14 protein-coding genes are annotated in these 17,720 nt (G+C 56.2%); 6 read left to right on the forward strand and 8 right to left on the reverse strand.

The features are described 5' to 3' along the window. Window positions 1-19 precede the first annotated feature (19 nt). The 5 genes from pqiC to rlmKL are packed head-to-tail and all read right to left on the reverse strand — an operon-like array spanning window position 20 to window position 7,518. Window positions 20-583 carry a membrane integrity-associated transporter subunit PqiC gene (gene pqiC, locus PGQ95_RS22865; RefSeq protein WP_049051536.1) on the reverse strand — a complete coding sequence of 188 codons (564 nt, stop codon included), beginning with the start codon at window positions 581-583 and terminating at the stop codon, window positions 20-22. Continuing rightward, window positions 580-2,220, reverse strand: a complete 1,641-nt coding sequence (gene pqiB / locus PGQ95_RS22870) for an intermembrane transport protein PqiB (protein WP_113374276.1) — start codon at window positions 2,218-2,220, stop codon at window positions 580-582. Before pqiB ends, pqiC begins: the two co-directional genes overlap by 4 nt. Continuing rightward, a complete protein-coding gene (gene pqiA / locus PGQ95_RS22875; RefSeq protein WP_032711301.1) occupies window positions 2,210-3,478 on the reverse strand; it encodes a membrane integrity-associated transporter subunit PqiA in 1,269 nt (422 codons plus the stop codon). Before pqiA ends, pqiB begins: the two co-directional genes overlap by 11 nt. A 14-nt stretch (window positions 3,479-3,492) precedes the next feature. Beyond that, complete coding sequence (locus tag PGQ95_RS22880) at window positions 3,493-5,400, reverse strand: ABC transporter ATP-binding protein (protein ID WP_020079244.1); 1,908 nt, start codon at window positions 5,398-5,400, stop codon at window positions 3,493-3,495. Window positions 5,401-5,412: 12 nt separating this feature from the next. After that, complete coding sequence (gene rlmKL, locus PGQ95_RS22885) at window positions 5,413-7,518, reverse strand: bifunctional 23S rRNA (guanine(2069)-N(7))-methyltransferase RlmK/23S rRNA (guanine(2445)-N(2))-methyltransferase RlmL (RefSeq protein ID WP_047056208.1); 2,106 nt, start codon at window positions 7,516-7,518, stop codon at window positions 5,413-5,415. Window positions 7,519-7,616: 98 nt separating this feature from the next. Here rlmKL and PGQ95_RS22890 point away from each other — a divergent pair, with 98 nt between their 5' ends. Next, the gene (locus PGQ95_RS22890; protein WP_113374277.1) at window positions 7,617-8,726 is read left to right on the forward strand and encodes a YcbX family protein; all 1,110 of its coding nucleotides are present in this window, start codon (window positions 7,617-7,619) and stop codon (window positions 8,724-8,726) included. Here the strand turns inward: PGQ95_RS22890 and zapC are convergent. Both zapC and pyrD read right to left on the reverse strand, forming a co-directional pair. Continuing rightward, window positions 8,723-9,265 carry a cell division protein ZapC gene (gene zapC / locus PGQ95_RS22895; RefSeq protein WP_087858134.1) on the reverse strand — a complete coding sequence of 181 codons (543 nt, stop codon included), beginning with the start codon at window positions 9,263-9,265 and terminating at the stop codon, window positions 8,723-8,725. The genes PGQ95_RS22890 and zapC overlap by 4 nt on opposite strands. Window positions 9,266-9,434: 169 nt before the next feature. Beyond that, entirely contained in the window at window positions 9,435-10,445 is a 1,011-nt protein-coding gene (gene pyrD, locus PGQ95_RS22900; protein WP_042892893.1) for a quinone-dependent dihydroorotate dehydrogenase, read from the reverse strand. Window positions 10,446-10,693: 248 nt separating this feature from the next. Between pyrD and ssuE the strand changes: the two genes are divergently transcribed. The 5 genes from ssuE to ssuB are packed head-to-tail and all read left to right on the forward strand — an operon-like array spanning window position 10,694 to window position 14,938. Beyond that, complete coding sequence (gene ssuE, locus PGQ95_RS22905; RefSeq protein WP_087858135.1) at window positions 10,694-11,269, forward strand: NADPH-dependent FMN reductase; 576 nt, start codon at window positions 10,694-10,696, stop codon at window positions 11,267-11,269. Next, complete coding sequence (locus PGQ95_RS22910) at window positions 11,262-12,224, forward strand: sulfonate ABC transporter substrate-binding protein (RefSeq protein ID WP_430919429.1); 963 nt, start codon at window positions 11,262-11,264, stop codon at window positions 12,222-12,224. The genes ssuE and PGQ95_RS22910 overlap by 8 nt, the downstream gene beginning before the upstream one ends. Beyond that, window positions 12,221-13,366, forward strand: coding sequence for an FMNH2-dependent alkanesulfonate monooxygenase (gene ssuD, locus PGQ95_RS22915; RefSeq protein WP_015367446.1), 1,146 nt, complete (start codon window positions 12,221-12,223; stop codon window positions 13,364-13,366). The genes PGQ95_RS22910 and ssuD overlap by 4 nt, the downstream gene beginning before the upstream one ends. 10 nt (window positions 13,367-13,376) lie before the next feature. Continuing rightward, window positions 13,377-14,168: an aliphatic sulfonate ABC transporter permease SsuC gene (gene ssuC, locus PGQ95_RS22920; protein WP_430919431.1), complete on the forward strand. Its 792-nt coding sequence runs from the start codon at window positions 13,377-13,379 to the stop codon at window positions 14,166-14,168. Beyond that, the gene (ssuB, locus tag PGQ95_RS22925; protein ID WP_113374280.1) at window positions 14,165-14,938 is read left to right on the forward strand and encodes an aliphatic sulfonates ABC transporter ATP-binding protein; all 774 of its coding nucleotides are present in this window, start codon (window positions 14,165-14,167) and stop codon (window positions 14,936-14,938) included. The genes ssuC and ssuB overlap by 4 nt, the downstream gene beginning before the upstream one ends. A gap of 97 nt (window positions 14,939-15,035) precedes the next feature. Here ssuB and pepN read toward each other — a convergent pair whose 3' ends face one another. Then, window positions 15,036-17,651, reverse strand: coding sequence for an aminopeptidase N (gene pepN / locus PGQ95_RS22930; RefSeq protein ID WP_308958473.1), 2,616 nt, complete (start codon window positions 17,649-17,651; stop codon window positions 15,036-15,038). Window positions 17,652-17,720: the final 69 nt, after the last annotated feature.

The raw sequence follows: 17,720 nt of genomic DNA on the forward strand, positions 1-17,720 counted from the left end.
TTAATTTTATTAATTTTACTTATGGCAGGCGGTTCAGCTCGCTCGCAATCGCGGTGGCTTCCTGGCTCCAGGCCTGCGCCAGGGTCTTAACCATCGCGTCGTAGCCATCCTGCTGTTGCTTAAGTTCAATATTGAACGGACGCTTAATCAGCTGCCCCTGATGCTTAAGCAACCATTCACCGCTAACAATGACCCGGCCATCATACCGGCCGTGGAAGCCGCTAACGGAGACATTAAGCGTATCCTGCTCGCTGCCTAACGGCTGCGATGCCACCACCCAACCCGGCAGTTGGTTACTCAGATTCGCCACCAGCGTGGTACGTAACTGCTGATCCAGCGGGCTGGCCCACAGGTTGTTATTAGCAATCACATACTGCACATCGGTCGTCTGATAAACCACGCCATTCCCGGCCAGATAATCAGGGATACTGACCTGCTCAACCCACAGCAAATTCTTGCTCTGATGGGCGGCGCTTTGCGCGCCGCTCTTTGCTACCGGTAATTGATAGTAAGTTTTACTCTCACCACCGCTGCTGCAGGCCGTCAGTACGCATACCGCTGCCGCCACTAACCACTTTTTCATTGTTTCGCTCCCTTCGGCTGCGGATCTTTTTTATCCTTGGCCTCAAATACCAGCGCATTGCTCTTGTCGTTGAGGGTTTTCAGTACCGGCTGCAGTTCACGAAGTACCTGATCCAGTCGCTGCATATCCGCAACCATCTTATTGTAGGCCGCCGAGCCCGGCTGGAAGCCCTGCATACTGCGGTTCAACTCGCGCAACGTGCTCTGCATATCGGCAGGAAGCTGCTGCATCGACTGGCTTGAGGTGATCTTATTCAAGTTGTCGAGCGTAGTCTGGACACGCTGCATGGTTTTCTGGCTCTGCGCCAGGGTACTGGTCGCCTGCTCCAGCAGTGGGTTAATCGGCAGATTGTTGATCTTATCGAGCGCATCCATCAGACGCTGCTGGATTTGCGCCAGACCGCCGCTGACAGTTGGAATGATCGGATAGCCGCCGAACTCCTGAATCTTGCCGCGCGGAGGCGCTTTCGGATAGAAGTCGAGATCGATATACAGCGCGCCGGTGACCAGGTTGCCGGTTTTCAGCGAACCGCGCAGGCCGCGATTGATCAGATCGTCAATATGCGCGCGAATATTAGGGTCGCCGCCCAGCTGGTTGATTAGACGTTCCGGCTCAATACGCACTTCTACCGGGATACGATAATCATCGTTCAGGCTCTGTTTCAAACCAGGGATAAAGAACGGTACTTTGCCGACGGTGCCAAGGCGAATACCGCGGAATTCAACCGGCGCTCCCGGCTGGAGACCACGCACAGAATCTTTAAAGAACAGGACGTAATCAATATGCTGGGTGAACACCGAATCCTGGATACTCCTCTGATCGTCAAACAGGTGGTATTCCGTTTTATTCGCCACCGGCTCGCCGAGATCCAGTCCTTCCGGAATGTCAAAGCTTACACCGCCGCCAAACAGCGTCGACAGCGATCCCATCTCAACGCGCATCCCCGCGGACGTGAGGTCAACCGCGATACCGCTATCTTTCCAGAAGCGAACGTTAGTCGTCACCAGGCGGTCGTTCGGCGCGTTGATAAACAGCTGATAAGTGATGCGACGCTTCTGCGTATCAAAGGTGCTGGTTTCAACAGAACCGACGCGATAGCCGCGGAACAGCACCGGATCGCCAGGCGAGAGTTGCCCGGCTTTGCTACTTTCCAGCAGAACACGGATACCTTTGGCATCCGGTGAAGCCAGAGGCGGCGAGTCCAATAATGGATACTGCGGCGCCACAGAACCTGCTTTACCTGGCTGCAATTCGATATAGGCGCCGGAAAGCAAGGTGCCGAGGCCGCTGATCCCCTCGCGCCCCACCTGCGGTTTCACCACCCAGAACACCGAATCTTTATGCAGTAGCTTCTGCATCCCCGAGTTCAGACGCGCTTTAATTTCTACGTGTTTCAGGTCATCAGTCAGGATAGCGCTTTCCACTACCCCGACATCAACGCTGCGGCTCTTGATACGCGTTTTACCCCCTTCAATGCCTTCGGCGTTGGTGGTGATAAGCGTCACCTCCGGCCCCTGATGGCTATAGTGGTAAAACAGTATCCATGCGCCGATGAGCACAGTCACAATCGGAAAGATCCAGACCGGTGACCAGTTCTTCACCTTCTGCACTTTCGCTTCTCCGCTCTTATTTTCCATGCTGTTGCATTTCCTCATGGCTTGGATCTGGTTCACGGTCCCACAATAGACGTGGGTCAAACATCATGGCCGAGAACATGGTCATAACAACGACCAGCGCGAACATCACCGCGCCTATCGCCGGATAGATATTCATCAAGCCTCCCATGCGCACCAGCGCCGAGAGTACCGCGATGACAAAAACGTCGATCATTGACCAACGGCCAACAAATTCAACCACTTCATAGATTAGGTGCATACGCTCTGAATCACGCGCGCCGTTACCATTCGCGCTCCAGCACAGCCAACCGATAGCGATCATTTTTAACGTTGGCACCATGATACTGGCGATAAAGATAACCAGCGCAACCGGGTAAGAGCCCTCACTCCACAGCAGAACGACGCCCGCCATGATCGTCGACGGCATTTTATCGCCCAGCAGATCGGTAATCATAATCGGCAGAATATTGGCGGGTAGATAGAGCACAAACGATGTCATCAGCAGCGCCAGCGTCCACTGCAGGCTGTTTTTACGCCGCGGGGTACCTTTGGTGTGACAGCGCGGACACTCTTTCTCATCCGCTGGCAGCACCGCCGTACAGCACGAGCAGGAGCGTAACCCCTGTCGCAGCCCCGGCACGCCAGGGCGTAGCGGCTGCTTAATGACCGGCATTGGCGCAATGTCGTCCCATAACCAGCGGCGATCGACGCACTGAAACGCCCGCAACTGCAGCAGGCAGAACAGACACCAGGGAACAAAGCTCAGCCCTACGCCGATATCACCGTAGGCCATTAGCTTCACGAAGCTGACCAGCACCCCGGCGAGGAAAATCTCCGCCATCCCCCAGCTTTTGAGGTGAAACAAGATGCGCGCCAGAAACGCCTTCAAGCGTGAAGGCATATGAACGCGATTGACCAACAATAAGATGGTTACCAGACAAAACGCCGGGACCAGTTGGACAAACAGTAAAAAGAACGTACCGAGGCTGGCGTAATCCTCGGTGAACAGCACGTTTGGTATTTCCAGCAGCTCAATTTCGCTGCTGATCCCGCCGACTTTCATATAAACAAAAGGAAACAGGTTTGCCAGTAGCAGCATGAACAGCGCCACCAGCGCATAGGCCGTGGGACGCTGCCGGGGCGCGTCCCACGATGTGGTGAGCGTGGTGCCGCAGCGTGGGCATGCGGCTTTCTGGCGATGCTCCAGCGGCGGCAAAGCCACCAGCAGATCACATTGTGGGCACAATATGTGCCGCGCAGCATGATGATGATCGCACATGAACACTCCTCAGCTTAAGCGCCGTTTTTGAGTCCTTCGAGATATTCCCAGCGTTCAAAGGCCGCTTCCAGGGCCTGTTCCGCTTCCGCTAACTGCGCCAGCACCTGCTGGGTCTGGTCATGCGGCTGGCCGAAGAACGAAGGATCGGCAACTTTTTCCTGCAGCGTCTGCAGTTGAGTTTCCAGATCTTCCAGCTTCTGCGGCAGCTGTTCCAGTTCGCGCTGCAGGTTATAGCTTAGTTTGCTGGCGGCGCGTTTGACACTTTCTGCTTTCGGTTGAGCGACTTCCGCCGTTTTTTTTACAATCGGCTGTTTATTCGCCAGCGACTGCGCTTGCTGTCCACGCGCGTCGTGATAACCACCGATATATTGGCCGATACGCCCGCCGCCCTCGAAGATCCAGCACTCGGTCACGGTGTTATCGACAAATTGACGATCGTGGCTCACCAGCATCACGGTGCCCTGGTAGCCATCGATCAGCTCTTCCAGCAGTTCCAGCGTTTCGACATCAAGGTCGTTAGTCGGTTCATCGAGAATCAATAAGTTACTGGGTTTCAGGAACAAGCGCGCGAGCAGCAGACGATTACGCTCCCCGCCGGACAACGCGCGTACCGGGGTCATCGCCCGTTTTGGATGGAACAGGAAGTCCTGCAGATAGCCCAGCACGTGACGCGGCTTACCGTTTACCATCACCTCTTGTTTACCTTCCGCAAGGTTATCCATCACCGTGCGGTCCGGATCCAACTCCGCGCGGTGCTGGTCGAAGTAGGCGACTTCCAGCTTGGTACCGACGTGGATACGCCCGCTATCGGCCTGTAGCTGGCCGAGCATCAGCTTCAGCAGCGTGGTTTTACCGCAACCGTTCGGGCCAATCAGCGCAATCTTGTCGCCACGCTGGATTTGCGCGGAGAAATCTTTGACCAGCACTTTGCCGTCAACCTGATAGTTGACGTTTTCCATCTCAAAGACGATTTTGCCGGAGCGAGAAGCCTCCTCGACCTGCATCTTCGCGCTGCCCATAACTTCACGGCGCTCGCCGCGTTCGCGACGCATGGCTTTCAGCGCGCGGACGCGTCCTTCGTTGCGGGTACGACGCGCTTTAATCCCCTGGCGGATCCACACCTCTTCCTGCGCCAGCTTGCGGTCGAATTCAGCATTCTGCAGCTCTTCAACCCGCAGCGCTTCTTCTTTATCCAGCAGATATTGATCGTAATTGCCCGGATAGGTCACCAGCTTGCCGCGGTCGAGATCGACGATGCGCGTTGCCATATTGCGGATAAAAGAACGGTCGTGCGAAATGAAGATGATGGTGCCTTTGAAAGATTTGAGGAACCCTTCCAGCCAGTCGATAGTTTCGATATCGAGGTGGTTAGTCGGTTCATCCAGCAGCAGTACGCGAGGCCCGCTAACCAGCGCGCGGCCCAGCGCCGCTTTACGCAGCCAGCCGCCGGACAGCGACGCAAGCTGCGCGTCGGCGTTAAGGCCAAGCTGCTCGATCACTTCGTTGATACGGCTATCTAACTGCCACAGCCCCAGGTTATCCAGCTGTTCCTGCAGGCGGGCCAGTTCATTTAAATTTTTGTCGCTCGGATCGGTCATCACCTGATGCGAAACGTCATGATAGGCCTTCAGGTACGCCGCCTGTTCGGCGATCCCTTCCGCGACAAAATCGTACACCGTACCGGCGACGTTACGCGGAGGATCCTGCTGCAGACGCGCGACGATTAGATCCTGTTCATAAATAATACGCCCATCGTCCAGACCCTGCTCGCGGTTGAGGATTTTCATCAGGGTCGATTTACCCGCGCCGTTACGCCCAACCAGACAAACGCGTTCGTTATCTTCGATATGCAGTTCAGCATTATCCAGCAGCGGCGCATCGCTGAACGAAAGCCAAGCGCCGTGCATACTAATCAGTGACATTCTTTATTCCTTTCAGGCCGCGGTAATCAGCCAGCAGTTGTGGATCTGACGGTTGCGGGCAAAATCCTGCGACAGCGTTTTTTGCGAAATTTCTTGCGCCTTCAGGCCAAGCGCCGCCAGCCCGTCATGATCCATACGGAAACCGCGTTTGTTATTCGAGAACATAATCGTGCCGCCTTTACGCAGCAGACGTTTTAGATCGGTCATCAGACGGATATGATCGCGCTGCACGTCAAAGGCGTCTTCCATTCGTTTGGAGTTGGAGAAGGTCGGCGGATCGATAAAGATCAGATCGAACTGCTCGGTACTTTCCCGCAGCCAACCCAGCACGTCCGCCTGCATCAGGCGATGCGCGCGGCCGGTTAAGCCATTGAGACGCAGGTTGCGTTCCGCCCACTCCAGATAGGTACGCGACATATCGACGGTGGTGGTTGAACGCGCGCCGCCGAGACCGGCGTGGACGCTGGCGCTGCCGGTATAGGAGAACAGGTTGAGGAAATCCTTACCCTTGCTCATCTGGCCCAGCATACGACGGGCGATACGGTGGTCGAGGAACAGACCGGTGTCGAGATAGTCGGTAAGGTTAACCCACAAACGCGCGTTATACTCCTGTACCTCGATAAAGTCGCCCTTCTCCGCCATCTTCTGGTACTGATTTTTACCCTTCTGCCGTTCACGGGTCTTCAGCACCAGTTTATTCGGCGCAATCCCCAATACCGCGATAGTCGCGGCGATAATATCGAACAGACGCTGGCGCGCTTTGTGCGCATCGACGGTTTTCGGCGGCGCATACTCCTGCACCACCACCCACTCGCCGTAGCGGTCAATAGCCACGTTGTATTCCGGCAAATCGGCATCGTACAGGCGATAGCATTCAATGCCTTCCTGACGCGCCCACTTTTCAAACTTCTTCAGGTTTTTACGTAAGCGGTTGGCGAAATCTTCCGCCAGCATCGCCGGCTTGCCGCCTTCGCTTTCCGCCAGATGATAGTTCTTCTGTACGCAGTCCAGCGGGCCGTTTTTGGCTTTAAACTGTTTATCGGCGCGCAACTGCAGGCAGCTCAGCAATTCCGGCGAGGCGCTGAAGACCGACAGGTTCCAGCCGCCAAACTGGTTTTTCATAATCCGTCCCAGCAGGCTGTGCAGGGCAATCAGCGCCGGTTCGCTTTCCAGACGCTCGCCGTACGGCGGGTTGCTGATAACGGTGCCGTACGGGCCTTTCGGCAGCGGATTATTGAGCTGCGCGACGTCTTTCACTTCGAAATTGATGAGCTCGCCAATACCGGCGCGGCGGGCATTGCGGCGCGCGCGTTCAATTACGCGCTCGTCGACATCAGAGCCGTAGAAGCGTGATTCATAAGCCGCCAGCCCCTGGCGAGCGCGCGTTTGCGCCTCAGCTTTTACCTCTTTCCAGATAGCGTCATCGTGCTGCGCCCAGCCGCCGAATCCCCAATGGCCGCGGTGTAAGCCCGGCGCGCGATCGGTCGCCAGCATCGCCGCTTCAATCAGCAATGTGCCGGAGCCGCACATCGGATCGAGCAGCGGCGTTCCCGCCACCCAGCCGGAGCGCATGACGATTGCCGCCGCGAGGTTTTCTTTGATAGGCGCCATGCCGGTACCATCACGGTATCCGCGCAGATGCAGACCTTCGCCGCTCAGATCCAGCGAGATATGCGCCGTCTCTTTGTTCAGCCAGACGTTGATACGCAGATCGGGATTTTCACGATCGACATTCGGACGCGGCAGGTTTTTACGCGTGAAGCTATCGACGATAGCGTCTTTGACTTTTAATGCGCCATACTGACTATTGCGGATCTCATCATTGAGGCCGCTAAAATGCACCGCGAAGGTGGCGTCAGTGGTAAAGATCTCCGTCCACGGAATCGATTGAACCCCCAGGTAGAGATCCAGATCGCTATACACGCTGCATTCACCCAGCGGCAGCATGATGCGCGAGGCCAGCCGGCTCCACATCAGGCTTTGATACAGCAGGCGCGTATCTCCCTGAAAATGAACCCCGCCCTGGACGACCTGGCACTCCGTGGCGCCAAGTCCTTCCAGTTCAGTTTTTAACAGCTCTTCGAGACCACGAGCCGTGCTGGCAAACAGAGATTTCATATCGTCACTTTTACTTAAAGAAAATTGGTGCGCATTATAGCCAATATGTGCCCTATGTCATAAAGTTAAAGGCTTATTTTTGAACCCAGGGGCAGCGTATGGTAACGCTATCGAAACTTTTTATTCATCCCGTCAAATCCATGCGCGGAATTGGCGTCACCCATGCCTTTGCCGATATTAGCGGCATGGCCTTCGACCGCATCTTTATGCTGACTGAAACCGACGGTACGTTTATTACCGCGCGCCAGTTTCCGCAGATGGTGAAATTCCTGCCTTCGCCGCTTCATGACGGCCTGCACTTGACCGCGCCAGATGGCAGCAGCGCGCTGGTGCGCTTTGATGATTTCGCTCCCCAGGGCGAGCCGACGGAGGTGTGGGGCAACCATTTCACCGCCTTAATCGCGCCAGCCGCCATCAACCAGTGGCTCAGCGGCTTCTTCAACCGCGACGTCCAACTGCGCTGGCTCGGGCCGCAGCTAACCCGGCGAGTAAAACGCCACGACGCGGTACCGCTCTCCTTCGCCGATGGTTACCCCTACCTGCTCGCCAATGAAGCCTCGCTTCGCGACCTGCAGCAACGGTGCCCTGCCAGCGTAAGCATAGAACAGTTTCGCCCTAATCTGGTGGTCACCGGCGCGGCGGCGTGGGATGAAGATAGCTGGAAAGTCATACGTATCGGCGAGGTGGTATTTGATGTTGCCAAACCCTGCAGCCGCTGCATTTTCACCACCGTCAGCCCGGAGCGTGGGCAAAAGCATCCGTCCGGCGAGCCGCTGGAAACGTTAAAGCGTTTTCGTACCGCGCAGGATAACGGCGATGTCGATTTTGGCCAGAACCTGATCGCCCGCAACAGCGGCGTAATCCGCGTGGGTGATGAGGTGGAAGTGCTGACGCGCGGCCCGGCTAAAGCCTATGGCGCCGGCGATAGCGACGATACGCTGGCGGCCGATGCGCAGCCAAAAGCGACGGTTGAGATTGAGTGGCAAGGGCAACAGTTTACCGGCAACAACCAGCAGGTGCTGCTGGAGCAGCTGGAACAACAGGGCATTCGTATCCCTTATTCCTGCCGCGCCGGGATCTGCGGCAGTTGTCGGATCCGCCTGGAAGAGGGTGAAGTGAGTCCGTTAAAGAAAAATGCGGTCGCCGCGGATGGCACCATTTTATGCTGCAGCTGCGTACCGAAAACCGCGCTGCGCCTGGCGCCTTAAACCGCCTGCCCCAGGCTGTAGCTGGCCGTGTTCTGCGCCGGCTGCAGTCTGTCATTCATAATTTTAATCACATCGCCCAACTGCATTACCCGGCCAGCCAGAGTTAGTCCCGGCTGCGCCAGCAGGCAAAGCGTGGCGTTTTCACCCGGTTCAACCACCAGCAAATTGACCTGCTCGCCGGTATCGCTGATCCACACGCTGGCGGCGTCGCCGCTGGCGGGTTGCCAGTTCTGCTGATGCGTGGTGAAATGCCAGCTCTTCGGCATCTGTGGTTTCAGAAAACGGATCGCGGTTAAGGCATTTAATACTAATTCGGCACGCTGCTCTTTGTTTAATTCAATTTCGCGGCATTTTTCTTCAAAAGAAAAATAGAGCGCCGCGTCATCGACGCAAAATCCCGATGGCGCGAAAGCATCAGGCGTTAACATGCGCCGGGCAAAACGTGAGCGAAATAACATACCATTGGCCAAGTCGAGCATCATGCGGTCATGCTCTTCGTCATAATACCAACGCCAGTTATCGTCAGGTTTAATCCGCATTTCTACCCCCGTCCTCTTCCACTTCCTTCTGCAAAGCAATGGCATCCTGCTACAGAATAATTTCTAAAATTAAGAAAAGACTAAAATGTCTAAATAAGCAACAATGAAGGAATATAAAACAACCAGGGCTGGAAATAAAGCCCTGGGGAAGATTCAGAGGCGGAAAAGATTAGATGTGTGTAACAATTTCTTTAATCAGCGGCGGGCCTTTAAAAATAAACCCGGAATAAATCTGTACCAGCGTGGCGCCAGCAGCCAGCTTTTCACGAGCGGCGATCACCGAGTCAATACCGCCAACTCCGATAATTGGCAAACGACCATTTAATTCCGTGGCCAGCATACGAATAATTTCGGTGCTTTTTAATTGTAATGGACGACCACTCAACCCACCGGTTTCATCACAATGCTTCATCCCCTGGACCAATGAACGATCGAGGGTGGTATTGGTAGCAATGACGCCATCAATATTATGGCGGACTAAGCTGTCGGCTACCTGGATCAATTCTTCGACAGAAAGATCCGGGGCGATCTTCACCGCCACAGGAACATATTTTTGATGTTTCTGTTGAAGTTCGAGCTGCTTATTTTTAATACCGCTGAGTAAATCATCCAGCGCTTCGCCATATTGCAGAGTACGTAACCCTGGGGTATTCGGCGAGGAGATATTAATGGCGATATATCCAGCGTATGGATAGACTTTTTCCATACAAATCAGATAATCATCTTTACCCTGCTCTACCGGAGTATCTTTATTTTTACCGATATTAATCCCCAGCACGCCGTCAAAATGCGCTTTTTTCACATTCTCGACCAGGTTATCAACGCCGTGGTTATTAAAGCCCATGCGGTTGATCAGACCTTCGGCATCGACGAGACGGAAGATCCTCGGCTTGTCATTGCCCGGCTGCGGACGCGGAGTCACGGTACCAATTTCGATTGAGCCGAAGCCCATCGCACCGAGCGCATCAATACACTCGCCGTTTTTATCAAGCCCAGCCGCCAGCCCCAGCGGATTCTTGAAAGTGAGCCCCATGCAGGTAACGGGTTTCGACGGTACTTTTTGTCGAACCAGCATTTCCAGCGGCGTGCCGGTGACGCGGCGTAATTGTTGGAAGGTTACTTCATGAGCGCGCTCAGGATCGAGCTGAAAAAGAGCTTTACGAACGAAGGGATAGTACATGAACTCTCCTGGATTCCCGGTGTGCAAACCGGGGGCGTATTATGTTCGATCCGCGCCCGAAAGGGAATTGACCTGCGACAAAAAATCACGCGACCAACGCAAACGTTTACCTCTCAGCCGCCTGTTATGCGCATTTTGGCAATTTAACGCCGGAAAAATCATTTAGGGAAATAAACGCCCTCTGTCACACTGCCATAAAATGTTATCAATTATATATAAATGCAAACATTTGGTTATAAGGAGAGTGTATGCGCGTTATTACAATCGCGGGCAGCCCCCGCTACCCTTCTCGCTCAAGCGCATTGCTGGAGTACACCAGAGAGAAACTTACCGCGGCCGACATCGAAGTCTATCACTGGCATTTACAGAATTTTGATCCCGAAGATCTGCTTTACGCCCGCTTCGATAACCCCGCTCTGCATACCTTAAATGAACAACTGGCCGGCGCTGATGGCCTGATTATCGCCACTCCCGTCTATAAAGCCTCTTTTTCCGGCGCGCTGAAGACGCTACTGGATTTGCTCCCCGAACGCGCTCTGGAAGGCAAAATTGTCCTGCCGCTGGCGACAGGCGGCACCATCGCCCATATGCTGGCGGTCGATTACGCGCTTAAACCAGTGCTTAATGCTCTCAAAGCGCAGGAGATCCTCCACGGCGTATTCGCCGATGACAGCCAGGTCACCGATTATCAACACAAGCCGCAGTTCACACCGAATCTGCAAAACCGTCTCGACCAGGCGCTGGAGACCTTCTGGCAGGCGCTGAATCGCCGCAACAGCCGCATCCCCGGACTAAAGACGTTACAGGGGGTTGAGCATGCTTAATCCTCTGCGTGCCCTAACCCTCGGCGGGCTATTCATGCTTTCCTTTATTACGCATGCGGCCCCGCAGGCGCCGGAAGCGTTACGCATCGGCTACCAGAAAGGCAGCGTCAGTATGGTGCTGGCGAAGAGCCATCAACTGCTGGAGCAACGCTATCCGCAAACTAAGATTTCGTGGGTCGAGTTTCCCGCCGGGCCGCAAATGCTGGAAGCGCTGAACGTCGGCAGTATTGATATCGGCAGCACCGGCGATATCCCACCGATTTTCGCTCAGGCTGCTGGCGCCGATCTGGTCTATATCGGCGCTGAACCAGCGAAACCGAAAGCGGAAGTGATTCTGGTTGCCGATAACAGCCCAATCAAAAGCGTGGCTGAACTGAAAGGCCGTAAGGTGGCGTTCCAGAAGGGCTCAAGCTCGCACAATCTGCTGCTGCGCGCTCTACAGCAGGCAGGTCTGAAATTCAGCGATATCCAGCCGGTGTATCTCGCCCCCGCCGATGCTCGCGCCGCCTTCCAGCAGGGCAATGTCGACGCCTGGGCCATCTGGGATCCCTATTACTCTGCGGCGCTGCTGCAAGGCGAGGTACGGGTACTGAAAGATGGTAGCGACCTGAAGCAGACCGGTTCGTTCTATCTTGCCGCTCGTCCTTATGCCGAAAAGAACGGCGCCTTTATCGAAGGCGTGCTGGAGACCTTTAGCCAGGCGGATGCCCTGACCATTAGCCATCGCCAGCAAAGTATTGCCCTGCTGGCCAAAACGATGGGTCTACCCGAAGCGGTGATTGCCAGCTATCTCGACCATCGTCCGCCCACTGCGATATCACCGGTAAGCGCTGAAACGGCCGCTCGCCAACAGCAAACCGCCGATCTCTTCTATGAAAACAAGCTGGTACCGAAAAAAATCACTATTCAAAACCGTATCTGGCAGCCTGCCCCCGCACAAGGAGCGAAATCATGAGTCTGAATATGTTCTGGTTCTTACCCACCCACGGTGACGGCCGCTATCTGGGCACCGATGAAGGCGCGCGCCCGGTAGATTACAGTTATCTGCAGCAAATCGCCCAGGCCGCCGACCGGCTCGGCTTCACCGGCGTACTCATTCCTACCGGACGCTCGTGCGAAGATGCCTGGCTGGTTGCCGCTTCAATGATCCCCGTCACCCAACGGCTGAAGTTTCTTGTCGCGCTGCGCCCAAGCGTGGTATCCCCCACCGTCGCCGCGCGCCAGGCTGCCACGCTTGACCGGCTCTCTAATGGCCGGGCCTTGTTCAATCTGGTCACCGGCAGCGATCCAAATGAATTAGCCGGCGATGGCGTATTCCTCGACCACACCGAACGCTACGAAGCCTCCGCCGAGTTCACCCATATCTGGCGCAAACTGATGGAAGGTGAAACCGTGACTTTCCACGGCAAGCACCAGCACGTGCGCGGGGCGAAACTGCTCTTCCCGCCGCAGCAACAGCCGCGACCGCCGCTCTACTTTGGCGGCTCCTCGGACGTTGCACAGGATCTGGCCGCCGAACAGGTCGACCTCTACCTGACCTGGGGCGAACCGCCAGCGCAGGTGGCGGAAAAAATCGCCCAGGTGCGTGAGAAAGCCGCGCGCCTCGGCCGCAGCGTCCGCTTTGGTATTCGTTTGCACGTCATCGTTCGCGAAACCAATGAAGAGGCATGGCAAGCGGCGGAAAGCTTAATCTCCCATCTGGATGACGAAACCATCGCCCGCGCGCAGGCAGCCTTCGCGCAAACCGATTCTGTTGGCCAGCATCGCATGGCGGCGCTGCACAACGGCCGTCGCGACAAGCTGGAAATCAGCCCGAATCTGTGGGCGGGCGTCGGTCTGGCGCGCGGTGGCGCGGGCACCGCGCTGGTGGGCGATGCGGCTACCGTCGCCGAACGTATTAATGAATACGCCGAACTAGGCATCGACAGTTTTATCTTCTCCGGCTACCCGCACCTTGAGGAAGCCTGGCGAGTCGGCGAACTGCTGTTCCCGCTGCTCGATGTCAACGTCCCGACGATTCCTCAGCCGCAAAACTTGCGCCTGCAGGGCGAAGCGGTGGCGAACGAATTTATCCCGCGTAAAGCGGCGCAAAGTTAGGGAGCGAACTATGGCAGCCTCTTCGCAAAAACTTCTATTACGCCTCACTCCCTGGTTTTTACCGGTGGGCACCGTGCTTATCTGGCAATTGGCGTCATCGGTAGGCTGGCTCTCAACCCGTATTCTCCCCTCTCCGGAGGGGGTACTGAAAGCCTTCTGGACGCTCTCCGCCAGCGGCGAGCTGTGGCAACACCTGGCGATCAGTTCCTGGCGCGCCTTACTCGGCTTCGCCATTGGCGGCTCCATCGGCCTGACGCTCGGACTCATCAGCGGCCTCTCGCGCTGGGGCGAACGCCTGCTGGATACCTCCATCCAGATGCTGCGCAATGTGCCGCATCTGGCGCTAATTCCATTGGTGATTTTGTGGTTTGGTATTGACGAAAGCGCCAAAATATTTCTTGTCGCGCTGGGGACGATGTTTCCGATTTATATCAATACCTGGCACGGTATCCGCAATATCGATCGCGGTCTGGTGGAAATGGCGCGTAGCTATGGCTTATCCGGGTTCGCCCTCTTCCGCCACGTAATCCTCCCCGGCGCCCTGCCCTCGATTATGGTCGGCATTCGCTTCGCTCTCGGATTAATGTGGCTGACGCTTATCGTTGCTGAGACCATCTCGGCTAATGCCGGGATTGGTTATCTGGCGATGAACGCCCGCGAATTTCTGCAAACCGATGTGGTGGTGGTCGCCATTATTCTTTACGCCATTCTCGGCAAGCTCGCCGATTTTAGCGCGCAACTGCTGGAACGCGTCTGGCTGCGCTGGAACCCGGCGTACCGTCTTCAGGAGGCTAACGCATGAATACTGCTCGTCTTAATCCCGGGATCCCGCTGTTACTCAATGGGGTCAGCAAACGCTACGGCGACAATGTCATTCTCAATGAGCTGGATTTACATATTCCTACCGGGCAATTTGTCGCAGTGGTCGGCCGCAGCGGCGGCGGTAAAAGCACCCTGTTGCGCCTGCTGGCCGGGCTGGAAAAACCCAATGGCGGCGAACTGCTGGCTGGCGCGACGCCGCTTGCGCAGATCCAGGAGGATACGCGCATGATGTTCCAGGACGCGCGGTTGCTACCGTGGAAAACGGTTATCGACAACGTTGGACTTGGGCTGAAGGGCCAGTGGCGCGATGCCGCCCGCCAGGCGCTGGCCAGCGTCGGGCTGGAAGAGAGAGCCGATGAGTGGCCGGCGGCCCTCTCCGGCGGGCAAAAACAGCGCGTTGCGCTGGCCCGCGCGCTGATCCATCGCCCGCGTCTGCTGCTGCTGGATGAACCGCTGGGAGCGCTTGACGCCCTCACCCGTCTGGAAATGCAGGAATTGATTGTTTCGCTCTGGCAAGAACACGGCTTTACCGTGTTGCTGGTAACTCATGATGTGAGTGAAGCGGTGGCGATGGCCGACCGGGTGCTGTTAATAGAAGAAAAGAAAATTGGCCTCGATTTGAGCGTGGATATTCCGCGTCCGCGGCGGTTCGGCTCGGCGAAGCTGGCGGAACTGGAAGCACAGGTGCTCGATCGGGTGATGAAGCGCGGCGACAGCGAGCGTGCGCCCCGTTTGTTTAGTCATGGCTAACTAATGTCCCCGGCCCGCGCTTCGCTCGGCCGGGCTACCAAATCGCACAGCGCTGTAGCCCCGGTAAGCGAGAGCGCTACCGGGGATTTTGCGGCCGTTACGCCAGCGCTTTGGTAATCTTCTCGAACAGATCGCCGGAGAGATTCTCCAGCCCTTTCAGCTGTTCCAGCGCCGCACGCATCTTGGCCTGACGTTTCTCATCGTAGCGTTTCAGACGAATCAGCGGCTCAATTAGACGCGACGCCACCTGCGGGTTGCGACTATTGAGCTCGGTCAGCATTTCCACCAGGAACTGGTAACCGCTGCCGTCTTCGGCATGGAACGCCGCCGGGTTGCTACTCGCGAAGGCGCCGATCAGCGAACGTACCCGGTTTGGGTTGCTCATCGTGAATGAACGGTGCTTGAGCAAGCCGCGTACCGTCTCAACCACATTGGCCGCCGGGCTGGTGGACTGCAGAATAAACCACTTGTCCATCACCAGGCCGTCCTGGTGCCACTTATCGTCATACTCCTGCATCAAAGCATCACGGCACGGCAACTCAGCCGCCACCGCCGACGACAGCGCAGCCAACGCGTCGGTCATGTTGTCAGCATGATGATACTGGGCTTGCACCAGCTTATCTGCCAATTCAACATCGCCAAAAGCCAGATAGCGCAGGCAGGTATTGCGCAGGGAACGTTTACCGATATCGGCATGGTCTACGCGATAGCTGTCGAGCTTGTTGGCGTTGTAAACCACCAGCAGCTCATCGGCCAGTTCTTTCGCCAGCGTACGGGTCAGCGCTTCGCGCACCGCCGCGATGGCAATCGGATCGATGATGGCGAACAGTTCTGCGATTTCGTTGGCCGACGGCAGCGTTAAAATTTCCGCCGCCAGCGCCGGATCGATTTTCTCATCGAGCAGGATCGCGCGGAAGGCGTCAGCGACGTGGATCGGCAGCGACAGCGGCTGCCCCTGCTGATGACGGTTAACGTTGAGCTTGATGTAGGTCGCCAGCAGACTCTGCGCGGCATCCCAACGCGAGAAGTCGTTACGCGCGTGGCGCATCAGGAACGTCAGCTGCTGGTCGCTCCACTTATATTCAAGCTTGACCGGCGCGGAGAATTCACACAGCAGCGCCGGTACCGGCTGGAAGTAAACGTTATCAAAGACGAATGTCTGTTCCGCCTGGGTGACATTCAATACGTGATGTACCGGATGACCGCCCTTCTGCAGCGGGATCGCTTTGCCTTCGTTATCGTACAGCTCGATACTGAACGGGATGTGCAGCGGCTGCTTGTCGGCCTGTTCCGCGGTCGGCGGCGTACGCTGGCTGATAGTCAGGGTGTACTGCTCGGTTTCCGGGTTATAGTCGTCATGCACGGTAACGACCGGCGTGCCGGACTGGCTGTACCAGCGACGGAAATGCGACAGATCCACGTTCGAAGCATCTTCCATCGCCTGCACGAAATCATCGCAGGTGGCGGCGCTGCCGTCGTGGCGTTCAAAGTACAACTGCATCCCTTTCTGGAAATTGGCTTCGCCCAACAGGGTGTGCAGCATACGGATCACTTCGGCGCCCTTTTCATAGACCGTCAGGGTGTAGAAGTTGTTCATTTCGATAACCATATCCGGACGGATCGGGTGCGCCATCGGGCTGGCGTCTTCGGCAAACTGCAGCCCACGCATGGTACGCACGTTGTTGATGCGGTTCACCGCGCGCGAGCCGAGGTCGGAACTGAACTCCTGATCGCGGAATACGGTCAGCCCTTCTTTCAGGCTGAGCTGGAACCAGTCGCGACAGGTCACACGGTTGCCGGTCCAGTTATGGAAATATTCGTGACCTATGACGCGCTCGATATCGAGGTAGTCTTTATCGGTCGCGGTATCGGTACGGGCCAGCACGTATTTAGAGTTAAAGACGTTGAGGCCTTTGTTCTCCATCGCGCCCATGTTGAAGAAGTCGACGGCGACGATCATATAGATGTCGAGGTCATATTCGAGACCGAAACGAGTTTCGTCCCACTTCATCGAATTCTTCAGCGAAGTCATCGCCCACGGCGCGCGGTCGAGGTTGCCGCGGTCAACGTACAGTTCAAGGGCGACTTCACGCCCGGAACGGGTGGTGAAGGTGTCACGCAGCACATCGAAATCGCCGGCTACCAGCGCGAACAGGTAACAGGGTTTCGGGAACGGATCCTGCCATTGGATCCAGTGACGGCCATTGTCCAGCTCACCCTGGGCTACGCGGTTACCGTTAGAAAGCAGGTAGGGGTATTTCGCCTTATCGGCGATGATTTTGGTGGTGAAGCGCGCCAGCACATCCGGACGGTCGAGGTACCAGGTAATATGGCGGAAGCCCTCTGCTTCGCACTGGGTACATAGCGCTTCGCCTGACTGATACAGGCCTTCCAGCGCGGTGTTCGCCGCCGGGCTAATTTCATTGACGATAGTCAGGGTGAAATTGTCCGGCAAACCGCCAATCACCAGCTGATTATTTTCTTCTTTATAGTCGTTCCACGGCTGGCCGTTCACCTGTAGTGAAATCAGAGTCAGGTCTTCGCCATCCAGACGCAATGGCACATCAGACGCAGCCGCGTGACGGGAAACCTTACTCTCGGCCGTGACAACGGTTTTCGCGGCATCCAGGTCAAAGGTCAAATCAATATCGCTAATCAGATAATCCGGCGCACGGTAGTCGTGGCGGTATTTGGCTTGGGGCTGTTGTGTCATAAAAAACCTTTAGCGTGTCTGTAAAGTATCGGCTCCAGTCTATTCCTGTTGCGCAGATCGCGCTATGCA

Source organism: Klebsiella sp. 141240 (genome assembly GCF_050600805.1).
GTDB lineage: Bacteria > Pseudomonadota > Gammaproteobacteria > Enterobacterales > Enterobacteriaceae > Klebsiella > Klebsiella aerogenes.